This window comes from uncultured Pelagibacterium sp., from assembly GCF_963972885.1.
Lineage (GTDB): Bacteria > Pseudomonadota > Alphaproteobacteria > Rhizobiales > Devosiaceae > Pelagibacterium > Pelagibacterium nitratireducens.
On record NZ_CAXAXY010000033.1, the window covers coordinates 1 to 14,528 of the forward strand.

General features: G+C 61.5%; 16 protein-coding genes. 4 read left to right on the forward strand and 12 right to left on the reverse strand.

Features of this window, described 5'->3' with window-relative positions; genetic code table 11:
- Window positions 1–306: 306 nt before the first annotated feature.
- Window positions 307–1,878: an ABC transporter substrate-binding protein gene (locus tag AACZ55_RS07560; protein ID WP_339644793.1), complete on the reverse strand. Its 1,572-nt coding sequence runs from the start codon at window positions 1,876–1,878 to the stop codon at window positions 307–309.
- 109 nt (window positions 1,879–1,987) lie between these two features.
- Between AACZ55_RS07560 and AACZ55_RS07565 the strand changes: the two genes are divergently transcribed.
- On the forward strand, window positions 1,988–2,350 hold the full coding sequence (locus AACZ55_RS07565) for a DUF4180 domain-containing protein (RefSeq protein WP_339644796.1): 363 nt from the start codon (window positions 1,988–1,990) through the stop codon (window positions 2,348–2,350).
- Between the two features lies 1 nt (window position 2,351).
- On the opposite strand, the gene AACZ55_RS07570 is transcribed toward AACZ55_RS07565, so the two are convergent.
- The 11 genes from AACZ55_RS07570 to AACZ55_RS07620 form a co-directional block, all read right to left on the reverse strand.
- Window positions 2,352–3,764 carry an MFS transporter gene (locus AACZ55_RS07570; protein ID WP_339644799.1) on the reverse strand — a complete coding sequence of 471 codons (1,413 nt, stop codon included), beginning with the start codon at window positions 3,762–3,764 and terminating at the stop codon, window positions 2,352–2,354.
- Between the two features lie 35 nt (window positions 3,765–3,799).
- Window positions 3,800–4,624: an MBL fold metallo-hydrolase gene (locus tag AACZ55_RS07575; RefSeq protein WP_338606811.1), complete on the reverse strand. Its 825-nt coding sequence runs from the start codon at window positions 4,622–4,624 to the stop codon at window positions 3,800–3,802.
- A complete protein-coding gene (locus tag AACZ55_RS07580) occupies window positions 4,621–5,403 on the reverse strand; it encodes a TatD family hydrolase (protein WP_339644802.1) in 783 nt (260 codons plus the stop codon). Before AACZ55_RS07580 ends, AACZ55_RS07575 begins: the two co-directional genes overlap by 4 nt.
- The gene (gene metG, locus AACZ55_RS07585) at window positions 5,403–6,956 is read right to left on the reverse strand and encodes a methionine--tRNA ligase (RefSeq protein WP_339644805.1); all 1,554 of its coding nucleotides are present in this window, start codon (window positions 6,954–6,956) and stop codon (window positions 5,403–5,405) included. Before metG ends, AACZ55_RS07580 begins: the two co-directional genes overlap by 1 nt.
- 7 nt (window positions 6,957–6,963) lie before the next feature.
- Entirely contained in the window at window positions 6,964–7,995 is a 1,032-nt protein-coding gene (locus AACZ55_RS07590; RefSeq protein ID WP_338606814.1) for an AAA family ATPase, read from the reverse strand.
- Complete coding sequence (gene tmk, locus AACZ55_RS07595) at window positions 7,992–8,684, reverse strand: dTMP kinase (protein ID WP_339644808.1); 693 nt, start codon at window positions 8,682–8,684, stop codon at window positions 7,992–7,994. Before tmk ends, AACZ55_RS07590 begins: the two co-directional genes overlap by 4 nt.
- Window positions 8,685–8,734: 50 nt before the next feature.
- A complete protein-coding gene (locus AACZ55_RS07600) occupies window positions 8,735–9,901 on the reverse strand; it encodes a D-alanyl-D-alanine carboxypeptidase family protein (protein ID WP_339644811.1) in 1,167 nt (388 codons plus the stop codon).
- Window positions 9,902–9,950: 49 nt separating this feature from the next.
- Window positions 9,951–11,012, reverse strand: a complete 1,062-nt coding sequence (locus tag AACZ55_RS07605; protein ID WP_339644814.1) for a septal ring lytic transglycosylase RlpA family protein — start codon at window positions 11,010–11,012, stop codon at window positions 9,951–9,953.
- Window positions 11,013–11,185: 173 nt separating this feature from the next.
- On the reverse strand, window positions 11,186–11,917 hold the full coding sequence (locus tag AACZ55_RS07610) for a 5-oxoprolinase subunit PxpA (protein ID WP_339644817.1): 732 nt from the start codon (window positions 11,915–11,917) through the stop codon (window positions 11,186–11,188).
- Entirely contained in the window at window positions 11,905–12,807 is a 903-nt protein-coding gene (locus tag AACZ55_RS07615; RefSeq protein WP_339644820.1) for a biotin-dependent carboxyltransferase family protein, read from the reverse strand. Before AACZ55_RS07615 ends, AACZ55_RS07610 begins: the two co-directional genes overlap by 13 nt.
- Window positions 12,804–13,466 carry a carboxyltransferase domain-containing protein gene (locus tag AACZ55_RS07620; RefSeq protein WP_339644823.1) on the reverse strand — a complete coding sequence of 221 codons (663 nt, stop codon included), beginning with the start codon at window positions 13,464–13,466 and terminating at the stop codon, window positions 12,804–12,806. The genes AACZ55_RS07615 and AACZ55_RS07620 overlap by 4 nt, the downstream gene beginning before the upstream one ends.
- Window positions 13,467–13,566: 100 nt before the next feature.
- Here AACZ55_RS07620 and AACZ55_RS07625 point away from each other — a divergent pair, with 100 nt between their 5' ends.
- The 3 genes from AACZ55_RS07625 (at window position 13,567) to AACZ55_RS07635 (ending at window position 14,438) form a co-directional block, all read left to right on the forward strand.
- Entirely contained in the window at window positions 13,567–13,770 is a 204-nt protein-coding gene (locus AACZ55_RS07625) for a hypothetical protein (RefSeq protein WP_338606821.1), read from the forward strand.
- Between the two features lie 84 nt (window positions 13,771–13,854).
- Complete coding sequence (locus AACZ55_RS07630; RefSeq protein WP_339644827.1) at window positions 13,855–14,094, forward strand: hypothetical protein; 240 nt, start codon at window positions 13,855–13,857, stop codon at window positions 14,092–14,094.
- Window positions 14,095–14,192: 98 nt separating this feature from the next.
- The gene (locus tag AACZ55_RS07635) at window positions 14,193–14,438 is read left to right on the forward strand and encodes a hypothetical protein (RefSeq protein ID WP_339644830.1); all 246 of its coding nucleotides are present in this window, start codon (window positions 14,193–14,195) and stop codon (window positions 14,436–14,438) included.
- Window positions 14,439–14,528 lie beyond the last annotated feature (90 nt).

Consider the following 14,528-nt stretch of genomic DNA (forward strand, 5'->3'; position numbering starts at 1 on the left):
GCGGGTGTCGCATCTCTAAGTGGCCCATGTGTCGCATTACTAAATAGCCGCTACATCCGTTATTCGCATAATATATATTATGGAACTTTTATCACAAACGACAACTGCGGTCATGGCCGTGTGGAGCTGCAAAAAGCCTCTCTAGAGCCGTTCAGGATTTGATTGAATCAAATCCTTGGCTCTAAATCCTTGTTTTGTCGCGTGTCCGAACCGCAAAACCGTTTCCACTTTTGCTGGACACGCTCTAAGTGTTTGTTCGGTCACGTTTTTGTCGGGAATGCGGCATCCATCCTCCCGCAAAATGACCTAGCGATCGACAGTGACCCAGCGCAGCATGAAGAAATTGTCGGGACGCTGCACGACTGATATCCCGTCGCGTGCCGCCCAGACGAGCGGTTCTTCATAGAGCGGAACGTATGCGACCTCCTCTTGCAGAATGCCGGCGATTTCGTCGAGCATGGACTGACGCAACTCGGGATCGAGTTCTGATTGGACCATGGGAAGCAATTCATCGATGCGGGCGTTCGAGTAGCCACCGTAGTTCCATGTGCCCAGAGTGTCGGTCGGCGTGTGTGCAAGAAAGCGGATCGGGTGCTCAGCGTCGAAGGTGCCCGGTGACCAGCCGAGCAGATACATATCGTAATTGCCTTCACGCAGTTCGGTCCAGTAATTGGCAACCGGAATTGCTTCGAGCTGCGCTTCAAGGCCGATCTGAGCGAGCATGGCAACGATGGCCTGGCAGACCTCTGAATCGTTGAGATAGCGATCGTTGGTACACTTGAAATTGAAGCTGAACCCGTCTGGATGGCCGGCCTCGGTCAAAAGTTGGGCTGCCCGTTCGAGGTCATATTCCGGGCGGTCGGAATGTTGTTGTGAATAGCCTGACAATCCGGCGGGTTGAAGCTGGCTTGCGGGCTTGGCGAGGCCGTTCATCAGGATTTGATCGATGGCTTCGACGTTGACCGCATGCGCTACGGCCCGGCGAACCAAAACGTCCTGAAAGGGATTGCCTTGCACAGAGCCATCGCCGCCATAAAGCATGTCCTTGTCGTGGCCGAAGCCGAGCATGATAACGCGTGCCTCGATCCCTTCAAAGATCGTGATGCCCTCACTGGCCCGCAAGCGCTCGACGTCCTGGACCGGCACCGAAGCCAGCATGTCCACCTCGTTGGAGACAAGGGCGGCGATAGCGGTCGCGGCTGTGGTAATGGGATTGAAGATGGCTTGGGTGATGTTGTGTTCGGGGGTATCCCACCAGTCAGGATTGGGCACGAGCGTTGTTTGGACCCCTGGTTCCCGATCGACCAGCATAAATGGCCCTGTGCCGTTGGTCTCCAATGTAGCCGCGGTCTGCTGATCGCGGGCCGGGGCAATCGAGCCATTGGCCTGGGCCCAGTCGCGATCCATGATCATCCAGTTGGCGATGGAATCGGGGAAGATCGGGTTGGGCGCATTGAGCACGATCTCAACGGTGAGATCGTCCACTACGCGAACTTCAGATACCGGCGCGAACCATGAGCGAACGTCCGACTGTTCGGAGATCCCACGCTCGTAGGAAAACAGCACATCGTCGGCGTTAAAGGTCGAACCGTCATGAAACGTGACCCCTTCGCGCAAATGGAAGCGCCAGCCATCTTCATCCTCGAGCGGCTCCCAACTGGTGGCCAGAGAGGGTTCGAGCGCCATGTCCTTGCCGCGGCGGACGAGCCCTTCGTATATGTTGTTGAGAAACGAGGTGACCGGTGCCAGATTGGCCGCATGAGGATCCATGGTCGATGGATCGGTCGTGGCTGACCAGCGAAAGGTCTCGGCGTTGGCAATGCCAGCCATCGCAGATGTCGCTAACAGCACACCCGCTATAAGCCCTAATCTGGTCATACCGTTCTCCTTCCCAAATTGCAGCACTTTCTTTGCCTGAAGTCGGATACTACCTCAGAATTTGGGTGCCTGATACAATTGCACACCGTTTCAGCGTGAGATCACACACATGGGCCGTACCGCTACCTGGATCGCCAATCTAAAAACGTTTGTCGTCGATGGGGCGGAGAAGCTGCCAGCGGAGAATTTGGCCAATGATCTGATCGGGTTGGCGTGGGAGCATGAAGCGGAGCGTATCGTCGTGCCGGCCGGTTGCCTGCCGGACGAGGTGTTTGACTTGCGGTCAGGGATTCTGGGCGAAATGGCTCAGAAAGCGTCCAATTATCGCGTTCGGATGGTCATTATCGGGGATGTCTCTGGCCATGTGGAAGCGAGCAAAGCCTTCCGCGATTACGTCTATGAGACCAACAAGGGACTGACGCTCTGGTTCGTGGCCGATATGGCGGCGCTCGAGGCGCGGCTTGTGAGCTAATTCAGGCGGTTTCTTGCGCCCTGCCCTTTCCCACTCCGATGGTGCCGGCGGCTGCCAACGCGCTCAGGAAGGCCAGGCAGGCGGCTGCGGCCATGATCCAGCGATAGGACATACGCAGGGCCTCGGGTGGCAGGGTTGAAAGATCGGACCCACCAAAAGCAAAGCCAAGGGCAGCGACGGCGACCAGACCACCAATGCGCGAGGCAGCGTTGTTGATGCCCGAGGCGGTGCCGCCGGCATCGTCAGGGGCGGCATCGAACACGGCAGTGGTGAGCGGCGCGACGGTTATCGTCATGCCCACCCCGATGATGACGAGGCCCGGGAAGAAGGCCATCCAATATCCGCCGAGGTCGACCATCAGGGCCAGGACCACATAGCCGACGCCGGTGGCTGCCGGCCCGGCGATCAGCATGATGCGGGTGCCGATGCGCTTGGCCAGCGCGCCGGCATAGCGCGAGCCCAGTCCGAGCAGGATCGAGAACGGCAACAGCGCGGCGCCGGCCATGGTGGCGCTGTAGCCGTTTGCGTAGATCAAGACGAAAGGCAGGATGAACAGAGAGCCTGAAAGCGAAGCATAGAGGGTTATGGTGAGCAGGTTTGCGCCGGAAAACTGACTGTTGGCGAACAGCCCCATGGGCACGAGCGGTTCGCCGGCGCGGCGCTCAATGAAGAAAAAGGCGATGGCGAAGGGAATTGAAGCGGCAATGGCGAGGCTACCGTTGGTTGTATTGCCCTCGCCGGCGGTGATGAGGCCGTAAGAGAGCAGGCCGAGCCCTGCGACCATGGCGATCGTGCCGGCAATGTCGAACTCGCGATGGGTGCGGCCAGAGGGTGCTGCGGCGATGCGCCAGCCCATGGCCAGCGCGGCGGCGGCAATGGGAATGTTGATATAAAAGATGGCCCGCCAGCCAACCGTATCGACGAGCCAGCCGCCAAAGGGCGGGCCGAGTGCGGTAGTGAGTGCTCCTGCTGCCGCCCACGTGCCTATGGCCTTGCCGCGTGCTTCGCCAGTGAAAGCAGAGCCGATCAGGGCCAGGCTGGACGGGACGAGGAAGGCAGCGGCGATCCCCTGGATTGTCCGCGCGACAACGAGGGCCAGTGGGGACGGGGCGAGCGCGCAGGCGATGGAGGCCAAGGCAAAGCCGACAAGGCCGAAAAGAAAGACCCGGCGCTGGCCGAAGCGGTCGCCGATTGTGCCGCCAAGCAGGATGAGGCTGCCGAGCATGAGCATGTAGCCGTTGACCACCCATTGGGCAGTTGCGAGCCCGGCATCGAGGTCGGACTGTATGGCGGGCAAGGCGACATTGACCACCGAGCCGTCGATAAAGCCCAGGCTGGAGCCCAGAATGGTGGCGGGAAGCACCCAGTGCGTGTCGCGGATGGGGGTTTGGGAACTGTCGGCAGGATTGCTCATGGCGGGCGCTCGCGTGAGACGAAACCGTAGCGGTCCTAAAGCCTGATGTCGATCTCCATGCCGTCAAAGGCCGGTGTGACGTTACCCGGGGTTTCGGCGCCGAGGGTCACATAGTCCAGATCGACGTGGAGATTGGTGAGTACGGCCTGTTGCGGCCGATGTGTTTCGATCAGCGCCAGAGCCTGTTCAAGATCGAGATGGCTCGGATGGGGTGTGTAGCGCAATGCATCGAGGACCCAGGTGTCGAGGTTCTCGATTGCCCAGTGCGACGTTTCGGGAATACCCGAAAGATCGCAGGAATAGGCGAATTTACCTATACGGAAACCGAGCGAAGTGATCGAGCCGTGCTGCTGTTCGAAGGGCCGTAGAGTGACGGTGCCCCCTGCCCCATCGATGACGATTTCCTCGCCGTCGGCAATGGAGTTCGTGTTGAGAATCGGTGGGTAGGAGCTGCCCTGGGGTGCTGTAAAGCAATAGCCGAAGGCTTCGCGCAGCCGCACTTCGGTCGCCGTCGACATGTAGGCGTCGACGCGGCGTTTGGCGTTGAGAGCCAGAACGCGCAGATCGTCGATGCCGTGGGTGTGGTCGGCATGTTCATGGGTGAAAAATACGGCATCGATCTCTGGCACCTGTGCGGCGAGCATCTGCTCGCGCAGGTCGGGTCCGGCGTCGATAAGAACACGGGTGATGCCGTCGGTATCGTCGCGCGTGCCGGTGATCAGCAGGGCGCAGCGCAGACGGCGGTTCCTTGGATTTTCGGGATCGCAGGCGCCCCAGACATTGCCGATACGCGGCACGCCGCCGGACGAACCGCAGCCCAGAATACGGGCGGTGAGCCGGGTGGCGGGTCTGTCGCTCATACGGTCAGCCCTGTCTTTGAGAACAGGCGAGCGAAATTGCGGGTCGATTGCTCGGCGATGGTTTCGAACGGAACGCCGCGCAATTCGGCCAGCTTTTCGGCGGTGTGGCGCACGAAGGCGGGCTGGTTGGGTTTGCCGCGATGGGGAACCGGCGCGAGATAGGGCGCGTCCGTCTCGACCAGGAACCGGTCGTCGGGAACGAATTTGGCGACGTCCTGGATTTCGGCGGCGTTCTTGAAGGTGACGATGCCGGAAAACGAGACATAACCGCCAAGCGCCAGGCCGCGACGGGCCAGTTCGGCGCCGGAGGAAAAGCAGTGCAGCACGAAGGGGAAGGCCCCCTGCCCGGTTTCTTGCTCGAGAATGGCGATCATGTCGTCATCGGCGGAGCGGGCGTGGATGACCAGCGGCAGGCCCGTCTGGCGGGCGGCGGCGATGTGATTGCGGAATCCCTGAGCCTGGGCGTCACGGGGCGAGGAATCGTAGTGGTAGTCGAGCCCGGCCTCGCCGATGGCGACGCATTTGGGATGCTGGGATAAAGCGATTATTTCGTCGACGCTTACATCGAGTTCTTCATGTGCATTGTGCGGATGTGTGCCGACAGAGCAAAAGACGTTTTCATGCGTTTCGGCAATGGCGAGGAGCGCTTCAAAGCGCCGAATGCGGGTGGAGATGGTGACGCAATGGCTCACTCCATTGTCGCGGGCGCGCGAAAGAACGCCGTCGATATCGTCGGCAAGGACGTCGAAATCGAGGTGGCAGTGGCTATCGACAAGCATCAGGCTGCGCCTTCGTCCTTTTCCACATAGCGGGGGAAGACCCCCTCTGGCGCGGGCAGTGCGGTGCCTGCGGCGAGGCGGCCGTAGGAACCCAGTTGCTCGAAAGAGCGGCCCTCTGCGTGCAGACCCAGAAGATCGAGCAGTTTTTCGCTCGATGCGGGCATCACCGGCTGGGCGAGAATGGCAACCTGACGCACCACCTCGATTGTCACATAGAGCACGGTCGCCATGCGGGCCGGGTCGGTCTTGCGCAGCGCCCAGGGCTCCTGCCCCGCAAAGTACCGGTTGGCATCGGCCACCACCTGCCAGACGGCGTTGAGCATCTGGTGGATGGCCTGATCGTCCATCGCGGTTCGGGACGTTTCGAGCAGGGCATCGGCGGCGCCAAGAATGGCGTTGTCTTCGTCCGTCAATTCGCCTGGGGTGGGCACCTGCCCTTCGCAGTTCTTGGCGACCATGGACAGCGAGCGCTGGGCGAGATTGCCCAGATCGTTGGCGAGGTCGGCATTGATGCGGTTGACGATGGCTTCGTGATTGTACGAGCCGTCGCTGCCGAACGAGACTTCGCGCAGGAAGTAATACCGCATGGCATCGAGGCCGTATTTCGCGACGAGTTCGAAGGGATCGACGACGTTGCCGACCGATTTGCTCATCTTCTCGCCGCGGTTGAACAGGAAACCGTGGGCAAAGACGCGTTTGGGCAACTCGATATCGGCGCTCATGAGGAAGGCAGGCCAATAGACGGCGTGGAAGCGCACAATGTCCTTGCCGATCATATGAATATCGGCGGGCCAGTATTTCCAGCGCTCGGCATTCTCATCGGGATAGCCCGCGGCGGTAATGTAATTGGTCAGCGCGTCGACCCAGACGTACATGATGTGCTTGGGATCGTTGGGTACGGGCACGCCCCAATCGAACGTGGTGCGCGAGATCGAAAGGTCGCGCAGGCCCGATTTGACGAAGCTGGCCACTTCGTTGCGCCGCTCGGCGGGCAGGATGAACCCGGGGTTTGCCTCATAGTGGGCGAGCAGTTTGTCGCCATAGGCAGAGAGGCGGAAGAAATAGCTTTCCTCTTCCACCCATTCGACGGGTGAGCCGAGCGGTTCGCGCCGGATGCCGTCCTCGCCGAGCGTGGTTTCCTTTTCGTCGAAGAAGGCTTCCTGCCGGACCGAATACCAGCCGGAGTAGGAGTCGAGGTAGATATCGCCCTTTTCGACCATCTTGTTCCAGATGGCTTGCGAGGCCTTATGGTGCCGCTCCTCGGTTGTACGGATGTAGTCGTCGTAAGAGATGTTGAGGGTCGCCCAGAGGTCCTTGAAGGCCTGCGAGTTTTTGGTCGCCAGCTCGATCGGGGTGATCCCCTCTTTTTCGGCGGTCTGCTGCATCTTCTGGCCATGCTCGTCGGTGCCGGTCAGAAAAAACACATCCTTGCCGTCCAGCCGGTGAAAGCGCGCGATAACGTCACTGGCAATGGCGGTATAGGCATGGCCGATATGGGGGACGCCGTTGGGATAAAAGATCGGCGTGGTGATGTAGAAGGTCGGGCGGCTCATAGGAAAATCAGCTCACGGGCGTGGTTCGGCGCACATGATCGCGCAGGAAATCAAAGACTGCGACCAGCGTCTGCCGCCGGTCAAGATTGTAGATATCGGCATCGGCGATAAGGGCGTTGGCCTTCTCCCACAGGCCATTGGCCGAAGCAAGGCGGAAACGCGCGGCAGGGCCGGCGCGCGCGGCGTTTTCCGCCTCGGTGGCAAGCCAGTCGCGGATCATGTCCTGGGCAAAGCCCAATTCAGCCCCCTTGGATGCGGCCAGCCCGTCGGCAATCTTGAGATGGGCGCGCGTAGGGTGAGCCGACGGGTCTTTTAGCCAGGTCCGGAGCGCGTCGAGAACGTCGCCTTCCTCAAGCATGAGGGATTCAAAGCCCCGGCGGGGGCGACCGGCGGCAAAACTTACGGCGCGGGAGACATCTTGGGCCGCCAGCTCGGGGCGGATACGCGATATCACCTGTGCCGTATCGGGATCGGCGAGCGGGCGCAGGCCAAAACTCTGGCAGCGCGAGCGGATTGTGGCCAGCATGCCGCCGGGGCGATGGGACAACACGATGAACATTGTGTCGGCGGGTGGCTCTTCGAGGGTCTTGAGGAGCGCATTGGCGGAATTGGCGTTGCAATCGTCCACGCTGTCGACAATGGCGAGGCGGTAGCCTGCCCTGCCCCGGGTCTGGTGCAGGGAGTCGCGCATGGCACGCACGTCGTCGACACGTATGGCCGAATAGTATTTTTCGGAATTTGCAGGATCGGTGGTGCGGCGCAACAGGAACAGGTTTGGATGGGAAAGCGCAGCGACCTGGGCGCTTATTCTTTCCTCGGATTCATCGGAGGTGCGCGAGAGAACCTGACGGGCGATGTCGAAAGCGAAGGTCGCCTTGCCGATACCGCGCGGGCCGTGGAGCAGGATGGCGCTGGGCAGGCGATTGCGCTCGAGCGCGCTCAGAAGCGAGGCGCGCGCCTGGTCATGGCCGACAAGCGTGCCGAATTCGGGCGCAGGCACGTCGGTGATCTGATCGGCTTCGCGACGTTCTACACTCACCCGGCCAATCCTTCGCGGGCCAGATCGGGGAAATGATCGAGCACGGCGCGCCAGATCGCTTCGGTGAGGACGTCTTCTTCGGTATCGGCCGACAGGACAACGCAGCGTCCGGGATTGGATATCGCTATGGCAAGGAAATTGTCGCGCAGGCGGCGATGGAAGGCGAGGTCCTCTTTTTCGAAGCGGTCGGCGATGGCGGGCATGCCGTCTTCCGTGGCGCGTTTGCGCACGCGCTCAAAGGCGATGTCAGGATCCATGTCGAGTATGACGGTGAGCTCGGGCGTATGGCCGTTGAGGGCGAGATGTTCGAGTGCATCGATCAGTTTGTCATCGACTCCGCCGGTCAGGCCCTGATAGGCGCGGGTCGAATCGGCGAAGCGGTCGCAGATGACCCATTTGCCCTCGGCCAGCGAGGGCGCGATCAACTGGTTGACGTGATCGAGGCGGGCGGAGGCAAACAGCACAGCCTCTGCACCGACGCCCCAGCTTTCGGGCTTGCCCTGCAGGATGAAGGAGCGGACGGCCTCGGCCTTTGGTGTGCCGCCGGGCTCACGGGTGCGGACCACCGAAATGCCGTATTCGGACAGCCGGTCGGCCAGACGGCGGACCTGGGTGGACTTGCCCACGCCCTCCCCGCCCTCGAACGTTATGAATCGGGGGGTGATCGATCGGTGCTGATCTGCCGCCATCGTGTCCGTATCAAATCCTGTTGCGGCCGCCAGACCGAAATCACCCGGTGTCAAAACCAGCCGAACGCCAGTTCCCAAAGCGCGTCGGTCGCCCGCCGCATGATGCCACCTTGTCCGACAGCCTCTGCCGCGTAAAGCGGTGCGGTCTGAATGATCTGGTCATCGCAAAGTATGTTGAGTTGCGCAAGCCTGTCGCCGGCGCGGACCGGGGGAAGGATCGGCGCGGCATAGGTGATACTGGCGGAAAGGCAGCGGCGATTGCCGCGCGGCAGGTAGATATCGATGCTGCCTTCGCCGACTAGGCCAACGCTGGCCCGTTCGCCGCCATAGACGCTGGCTTCGCCAACGATTGCGCCGTTCGCGAAGGCGGGGATGCGCTCGAAGCTGCGGGAGCCCCACGTGATGAGGGCGCGCGCCTGCTCATTGCGCTGGTTGACGCTGTCCATGCCGTGCAGAACAGCTATGAGGCGACGCCCGCCTTCTGTGGTCGAAGCGACGATGCCATAGCCTGCAGATTCGGTGTGCCCTGTCTTGAGGCCATCGACCCCGATGCCGAGCCCGAGAAGTCCATTGCGGTTGGATTGGCGGATATCGTTCCAAGTGAATTCTTCGATGGCGAAGACCGGATAGTAATCGGGAAACTCATGGATGATGTAGCGGGCAAGATTGGCCAGATCGCGGGCCGTGACGTACATGTCAGGATCAGGCAGCCCGCTGGCATTTGTGAAATGGGAATCGGTGAGCCCGATGTCCAGGGCAAACTCGTTCATGATATCGGCGAAGGCCGGTTCGCTGCCGGCGATGCCTTCGGCCAGCGCGATGGAGGCATCATTGCCCGACTGGATGATCACCGAGTGCAACAGATCATCGACGCTGATTTGCGAACCGAGTTCGGCGAACATCGCCGAGCCACCCGAGGGCGCTCCGCCGGTTCGCCATGCGTGTTCGGATATGAAGAACTGATCGGTGAGGTTGAGCGCGCCGCGTTCGACCATGTCGAGGACGATTGCGACCGTCATCAGCTTGGCCATGCTGGCCGGTTCGATCCTTGTGTCGGCCTCTTTCTGAAACAGCACCGTGCCCGATTCATGATCGACCAGAATGGCGTATGGAGCGCTGGTGTCGAAATCGAGCTGGGCGTTGGCCGGGTGGGCCAGAGCAGCGATGATGGCCAGTCCAACGAAGATTACGCGCCAGGTACGTTCCAGACGAACCATGAGAACCAGCCGCGTTGCGGCGCCCTTTTTTAAGCTAAGCCTTGGTCCCTCAATACAAAGTCGGGGAGGATAAGCCAAGTGATGTTGCCATATCCACGGCGTCGGTTTCGGTCACACCTTCGCGAAGATGGGTGAGCATGAGATGGGTGACTGCCTGATCGCCCTGAACCACCGTGGTGGTGTCGACGGCGCCAAGAAGAGCAAACCGAGTGGCGATGTCGCGGGCAGCCGCTTCATCATTCCAGGTGCCGAGCGCCATCCGAACGGGCGTTCCGTTGGGTTCGGACGTCGTTTCAAGGGATGTTGCGCCAGCGTAGGACAGGACCCGGAAGGGGATATATTCGGGCGCGGCAATACTGCCGGCGGCCTCCGAAGCCGTTGCGGGACGCGGAACTGGCGTCGGGGCGGCCGCGGGAGATGCGGCGGGTTCAGGGCTGGCCTGTGCGACCTGCACGGGTTCCTGATAGGCCATGCGCGTGTTGTTCTGGATCTCATAGGGGGTCAACTGGTTGATCGAGGCGACGAGGAACTTGGTGTCATCGCCCTCGAGCGGAGCCGGTCCGATATACTGCACGCGGACATTGGCCGTACCCTGCTGCTGGAAACCGAGAACTTCAGCGGCGCGGCGGGAGAGATCGACGGTGCGCTCATAGGAAAACGGACCGCGATCGTTGATGCGGACGATCGTCGAAGCGCCGTTATCGGCGTTGGTCACCCGGACGTAGGATGGCAGGGGCAGCGTCGGGTGAGCTCCCGAGAGCGCGTACATGTCGAAGACTTCGCCATTTGCGGTCAGCCGGCCATGGAAGGCCGGTCCGTACCACGAGGCGCGGCCCGTCACGTCGAGGTCGGGTTGCTCGCGCGGCACGAAGCGGTTGCCAGCGACCGTATAGGGTTGGCCGACAACATAGCGACCGCCGCCCTTGGGGACGTTGCGCGAGGTCGTGACCCGGGGCGAGGCTTTGACGCCCATCGAGGATTCGGAGAAGAACTCATTGCCTGCAAACAAGTCTGCACCGGTGCATCCGGCCAGCAGCACGGCGGCGGCAACCGAGGTGCCAAAAGCGGCAAAAAGAGAACGGCGGCGCGCCGATCCGATATTCGAGCTCATACAATCTGACCCAATACTAACAAGATTGTCGTGCTTTCGAACCGCAAGGCCGGCTCAACTCGTGCTGAAAGCACTCCCAGGCGACTGCCGGTGCCTTCGCGCATCGAACCTTCCAGAAACCATAGGTTTGTGTAGGTTTTCTTAACGCGGCGGCAAACTTTAGGGTCGGTGCGTTACATCAGATTGCGAGATCTGAGGGCATCGCGCACCGCGCGGGCATGTTCGAGGGCGCCCGATGTGTCGCCATGCAGGCAGATAGAGCGGGCGTCGGATTTGAAGGCCGTGCCGTCGATGGCGATGATTTCGCCCTGCTCGGCGAGCCGCAGGCATCGGGCGACGACGGCGGCGGTATCCTCAATGACGCCGCCCGGCAGGCTGCGGGCGGCCAGCAATCCGTCGGGCCTATAGGCGCGATCGGCATAGGCTTCAGCGATGACGGGGAGACCGAGTTGTTTCGCGGCGCTTTCCTGGGCGGAAGCCGCGAGGGCGAGAATGGCCAGACCTGGATACGCTCGGGCAACGCCCGCGAAGACGGCATGAGAAAGCGCTTCGTCCTCCGCGGCCATGTTGGCGAGCGCGCCGTGAAGCTTGAGATAGGAGATCGGAGCCCCCTCCTCCGCCGCGATGGATGCGAGGCGGGCGATCTGGGCCAGAACCTGATCGCGGATGGTCTCGAAGGGCAGATCGAGGCGAAGGCGGCCGAAATTGTCCGGGTCCTCAAAACCGGGATGGGCGCCGATGCGGACGCCATTGGCCTGCGCTCCACGGACGGCCGCGCGCATGGTTTGCGCGTTGCCGGCGTGGCCGCCGCAGGCGATCGAGGCGCTGGTGACGATTTCGAGCATAGAAAGGTCGTCGCCGATGCCCTCGCCCAGATCGGCGTTGAGATCGATCAGGGCAGCCATTTCGATATCCTGTGAGCGTGCGCCACGCTGACGGGTTCGAAGCGCACCATCTTGCCGGCGCGAATCTGGGCAAAGCGGTCGAGATCGGCATCGATGACCGTGCCGATGCGGGGATAGCCACCGGTCGGCTGGTTGTCGCGCATAAGGATGATCGGGGTGCCGTCGCCCAGGATCTGGACGTCGCCGGGGACGACGGCATCGGAGACGAGGTTGAGCAGTTTTGCGTCGGCGAAGACGGATCCGGTGTCGTCGAGCCTGACGCCCATGCGGTCCATGCGCGATGAGATGCGGAAATCGGAAGTGGTAAATGCCGAGCGGATCGGGGCTGGAAACAGATCGGCGTGAATGCCCCAGACGAAGCGGATCGGGTCGCCAGGCGAGGCGGTCTCAGGACGAGTCAGCTCGGGGCCGGTATCGGTCAGATCAATCAGGCTGAGTTCGTCTCCGGCCGCCAGCATGCGGCCATCCAAGCCGCCCAGCCCTACCGTTGCGTTGGTTGAGCGGCTGCCGAGGATGAGCGGAACGTCGATCTGGGCCGCAAAGCGAAGATAGGCGTAATTGCCCTGAGGGCCGGGCTTTATGGAGATTTTCGTGTTTTCGACGAGGTCGAGGCGGGCCGGCCAAGGTCGAGGCTCACCATCGACAGTTAGCGTAAACGTTCCTCCGGCCATGCCGGCAGACAGCGGATCGCCGCGATAGGTGAAATCGAGACCGAGCGGCCCGATTTCGATGGCGGCACCGCAAGGCACTTCGGTGATGGCGGCGGCCGTCGCATAACCGTTGCGGTCCATGGGGCCGGATGCACCGATGCCGTGGGCAAAGAGACCGGGACGTCCGTCGTCCTGGATTGTGGTCATCGGGCTGACGCGGGTGAGAGCGATGCGGCTCATGGGGCCGTCTCAAAGGTGATCGTATCCCCTGCCCGCAACCGCGTAGGCGGGAATGCGGCCGGGTCGAAATTGATGAGGCTGGTCCGCCCGATCACGGCCCATCCGGTAGGCACGGGAGTGGCGGCGATGGCTGTCTGGCGGGCGGCGAAAAGGATGCTGCCGGGCGGAACCGAGCGCCTGACGGTTTCGCGGCGCGGCACGAGCAGGTCGTCGGCGTGCATGCCGCAATAGACAAATCCCGGGGCAAAGCCGACGGCGAGGATATCCAGACGCTCCGCAGCGTGCGCAGCGATGAAGGCGGGAACCGTCAGTCCGAGTTCTGCGGCCACCGCCTCGAGATCGGGACCATCCTCGCCACCATAGGCAATCTCTATCCGGTGATTGGTCGGTGGTTCGGTGTTCTCGATGTCACGGTCGATGAGTCGCAACTCGCCGCACAGGCCGGCAAAGCCGATGCGTCGGGGATCATAGCGCACCAGGACCGAGACGAGATTGGGGACGATTTCGACAACGCCAGGAATGGGGCTGGATTCGAGGTTTCTTGCGAAAGCGATGGCTGCCGCGTTGGCTTGGAGATCGAGGCGATCGGCAAAGCGCACGAGAACGCCGCTGTCGCCGAGCGGCATGAGTGTGGGAACGATCTCGATAACGCTGTCCACTGCGTGCCCCTGCCCTTTTTCAACGCCTGTCACGGCGTAGCCGGGTGTGCTTGCATTGGCAAGTCAAACACGACACCATGACCATCAGGATGGAGGCAAGATGCGGATTTTCATTATAGCGGCCAGTCTCGTCGTTCTGGTGGTTGCATTGCTGACGCTGGGGCTTTCGGCGGCGGAGTTCGGGTTCGTGATGCTCGGGGGTGCGCTGGTCGTGGCGGTTGTCATGTATATCATCACGCGGCGGCGCTATCAGCGCATGCCCGATAGCGACAAAAACGATCGTGAGCCGCCCAGTCTTCCCTAGAGATTGATCCTGCGCGATTGGATTTATTCAATTTTTCCGAAATGCGTTTGCCGGGTTTTGGCATCTTTATGGTCAGATGCGGCCATGAAACATATGCCATCAGAAACATTGCAGCAACGCGCCCTATGCGGTCAGGCCGAGGCGGTTCTGGAAAATCTCGGCCGTTCGCAGAGCCTGCCGAGTTGCCTGAGCCTCTCGATCGAGGAAATCATCGAGCGCGCGTGGGAGCTTGCCTATAAACGCAATGGCGGCGAGCGCGATGGCAATGTGATCGTGGTGCCGCAATGGGCCTTTCGGCACAAGGGCGAAAGCGAACCGCGCTAGGGCCGGCCAAACGATCGCGGTGGCTGTCGAAAACGCTGGAAAGTTTCCATCGTTCCGGGCATAGGATCGACATCCGATCGAATGTCGAGACGCGCTTTATGAAACCTGCAGCTGCCGTCATTTTCCTTATTGTCCTTGCTGGATGTTCCTCGACCTCTTCGGGAAACCCCGAACTCGATGTCAGCCAGAAGATCGAAGTCGAGTGCGTGGCGAGCAATTTCGAGCCCAATGGCTGTACGACATCGCACAAGCTCGGCGTGGCCGCCACTTTCTCTACAAATCCGGGGACTCTGCCCAGCGCCGAGGACCTGCGCGCGCCGGGCGCCGGCGAGTCCGAATTCTAGCTGAGCGGGCGTGAGGCGACGTCCGACGGACAGTGGCGGCAAACAGGTGTTTACGACGGGAACGGACGAGGGGCTCGCAGGTTAACCCTG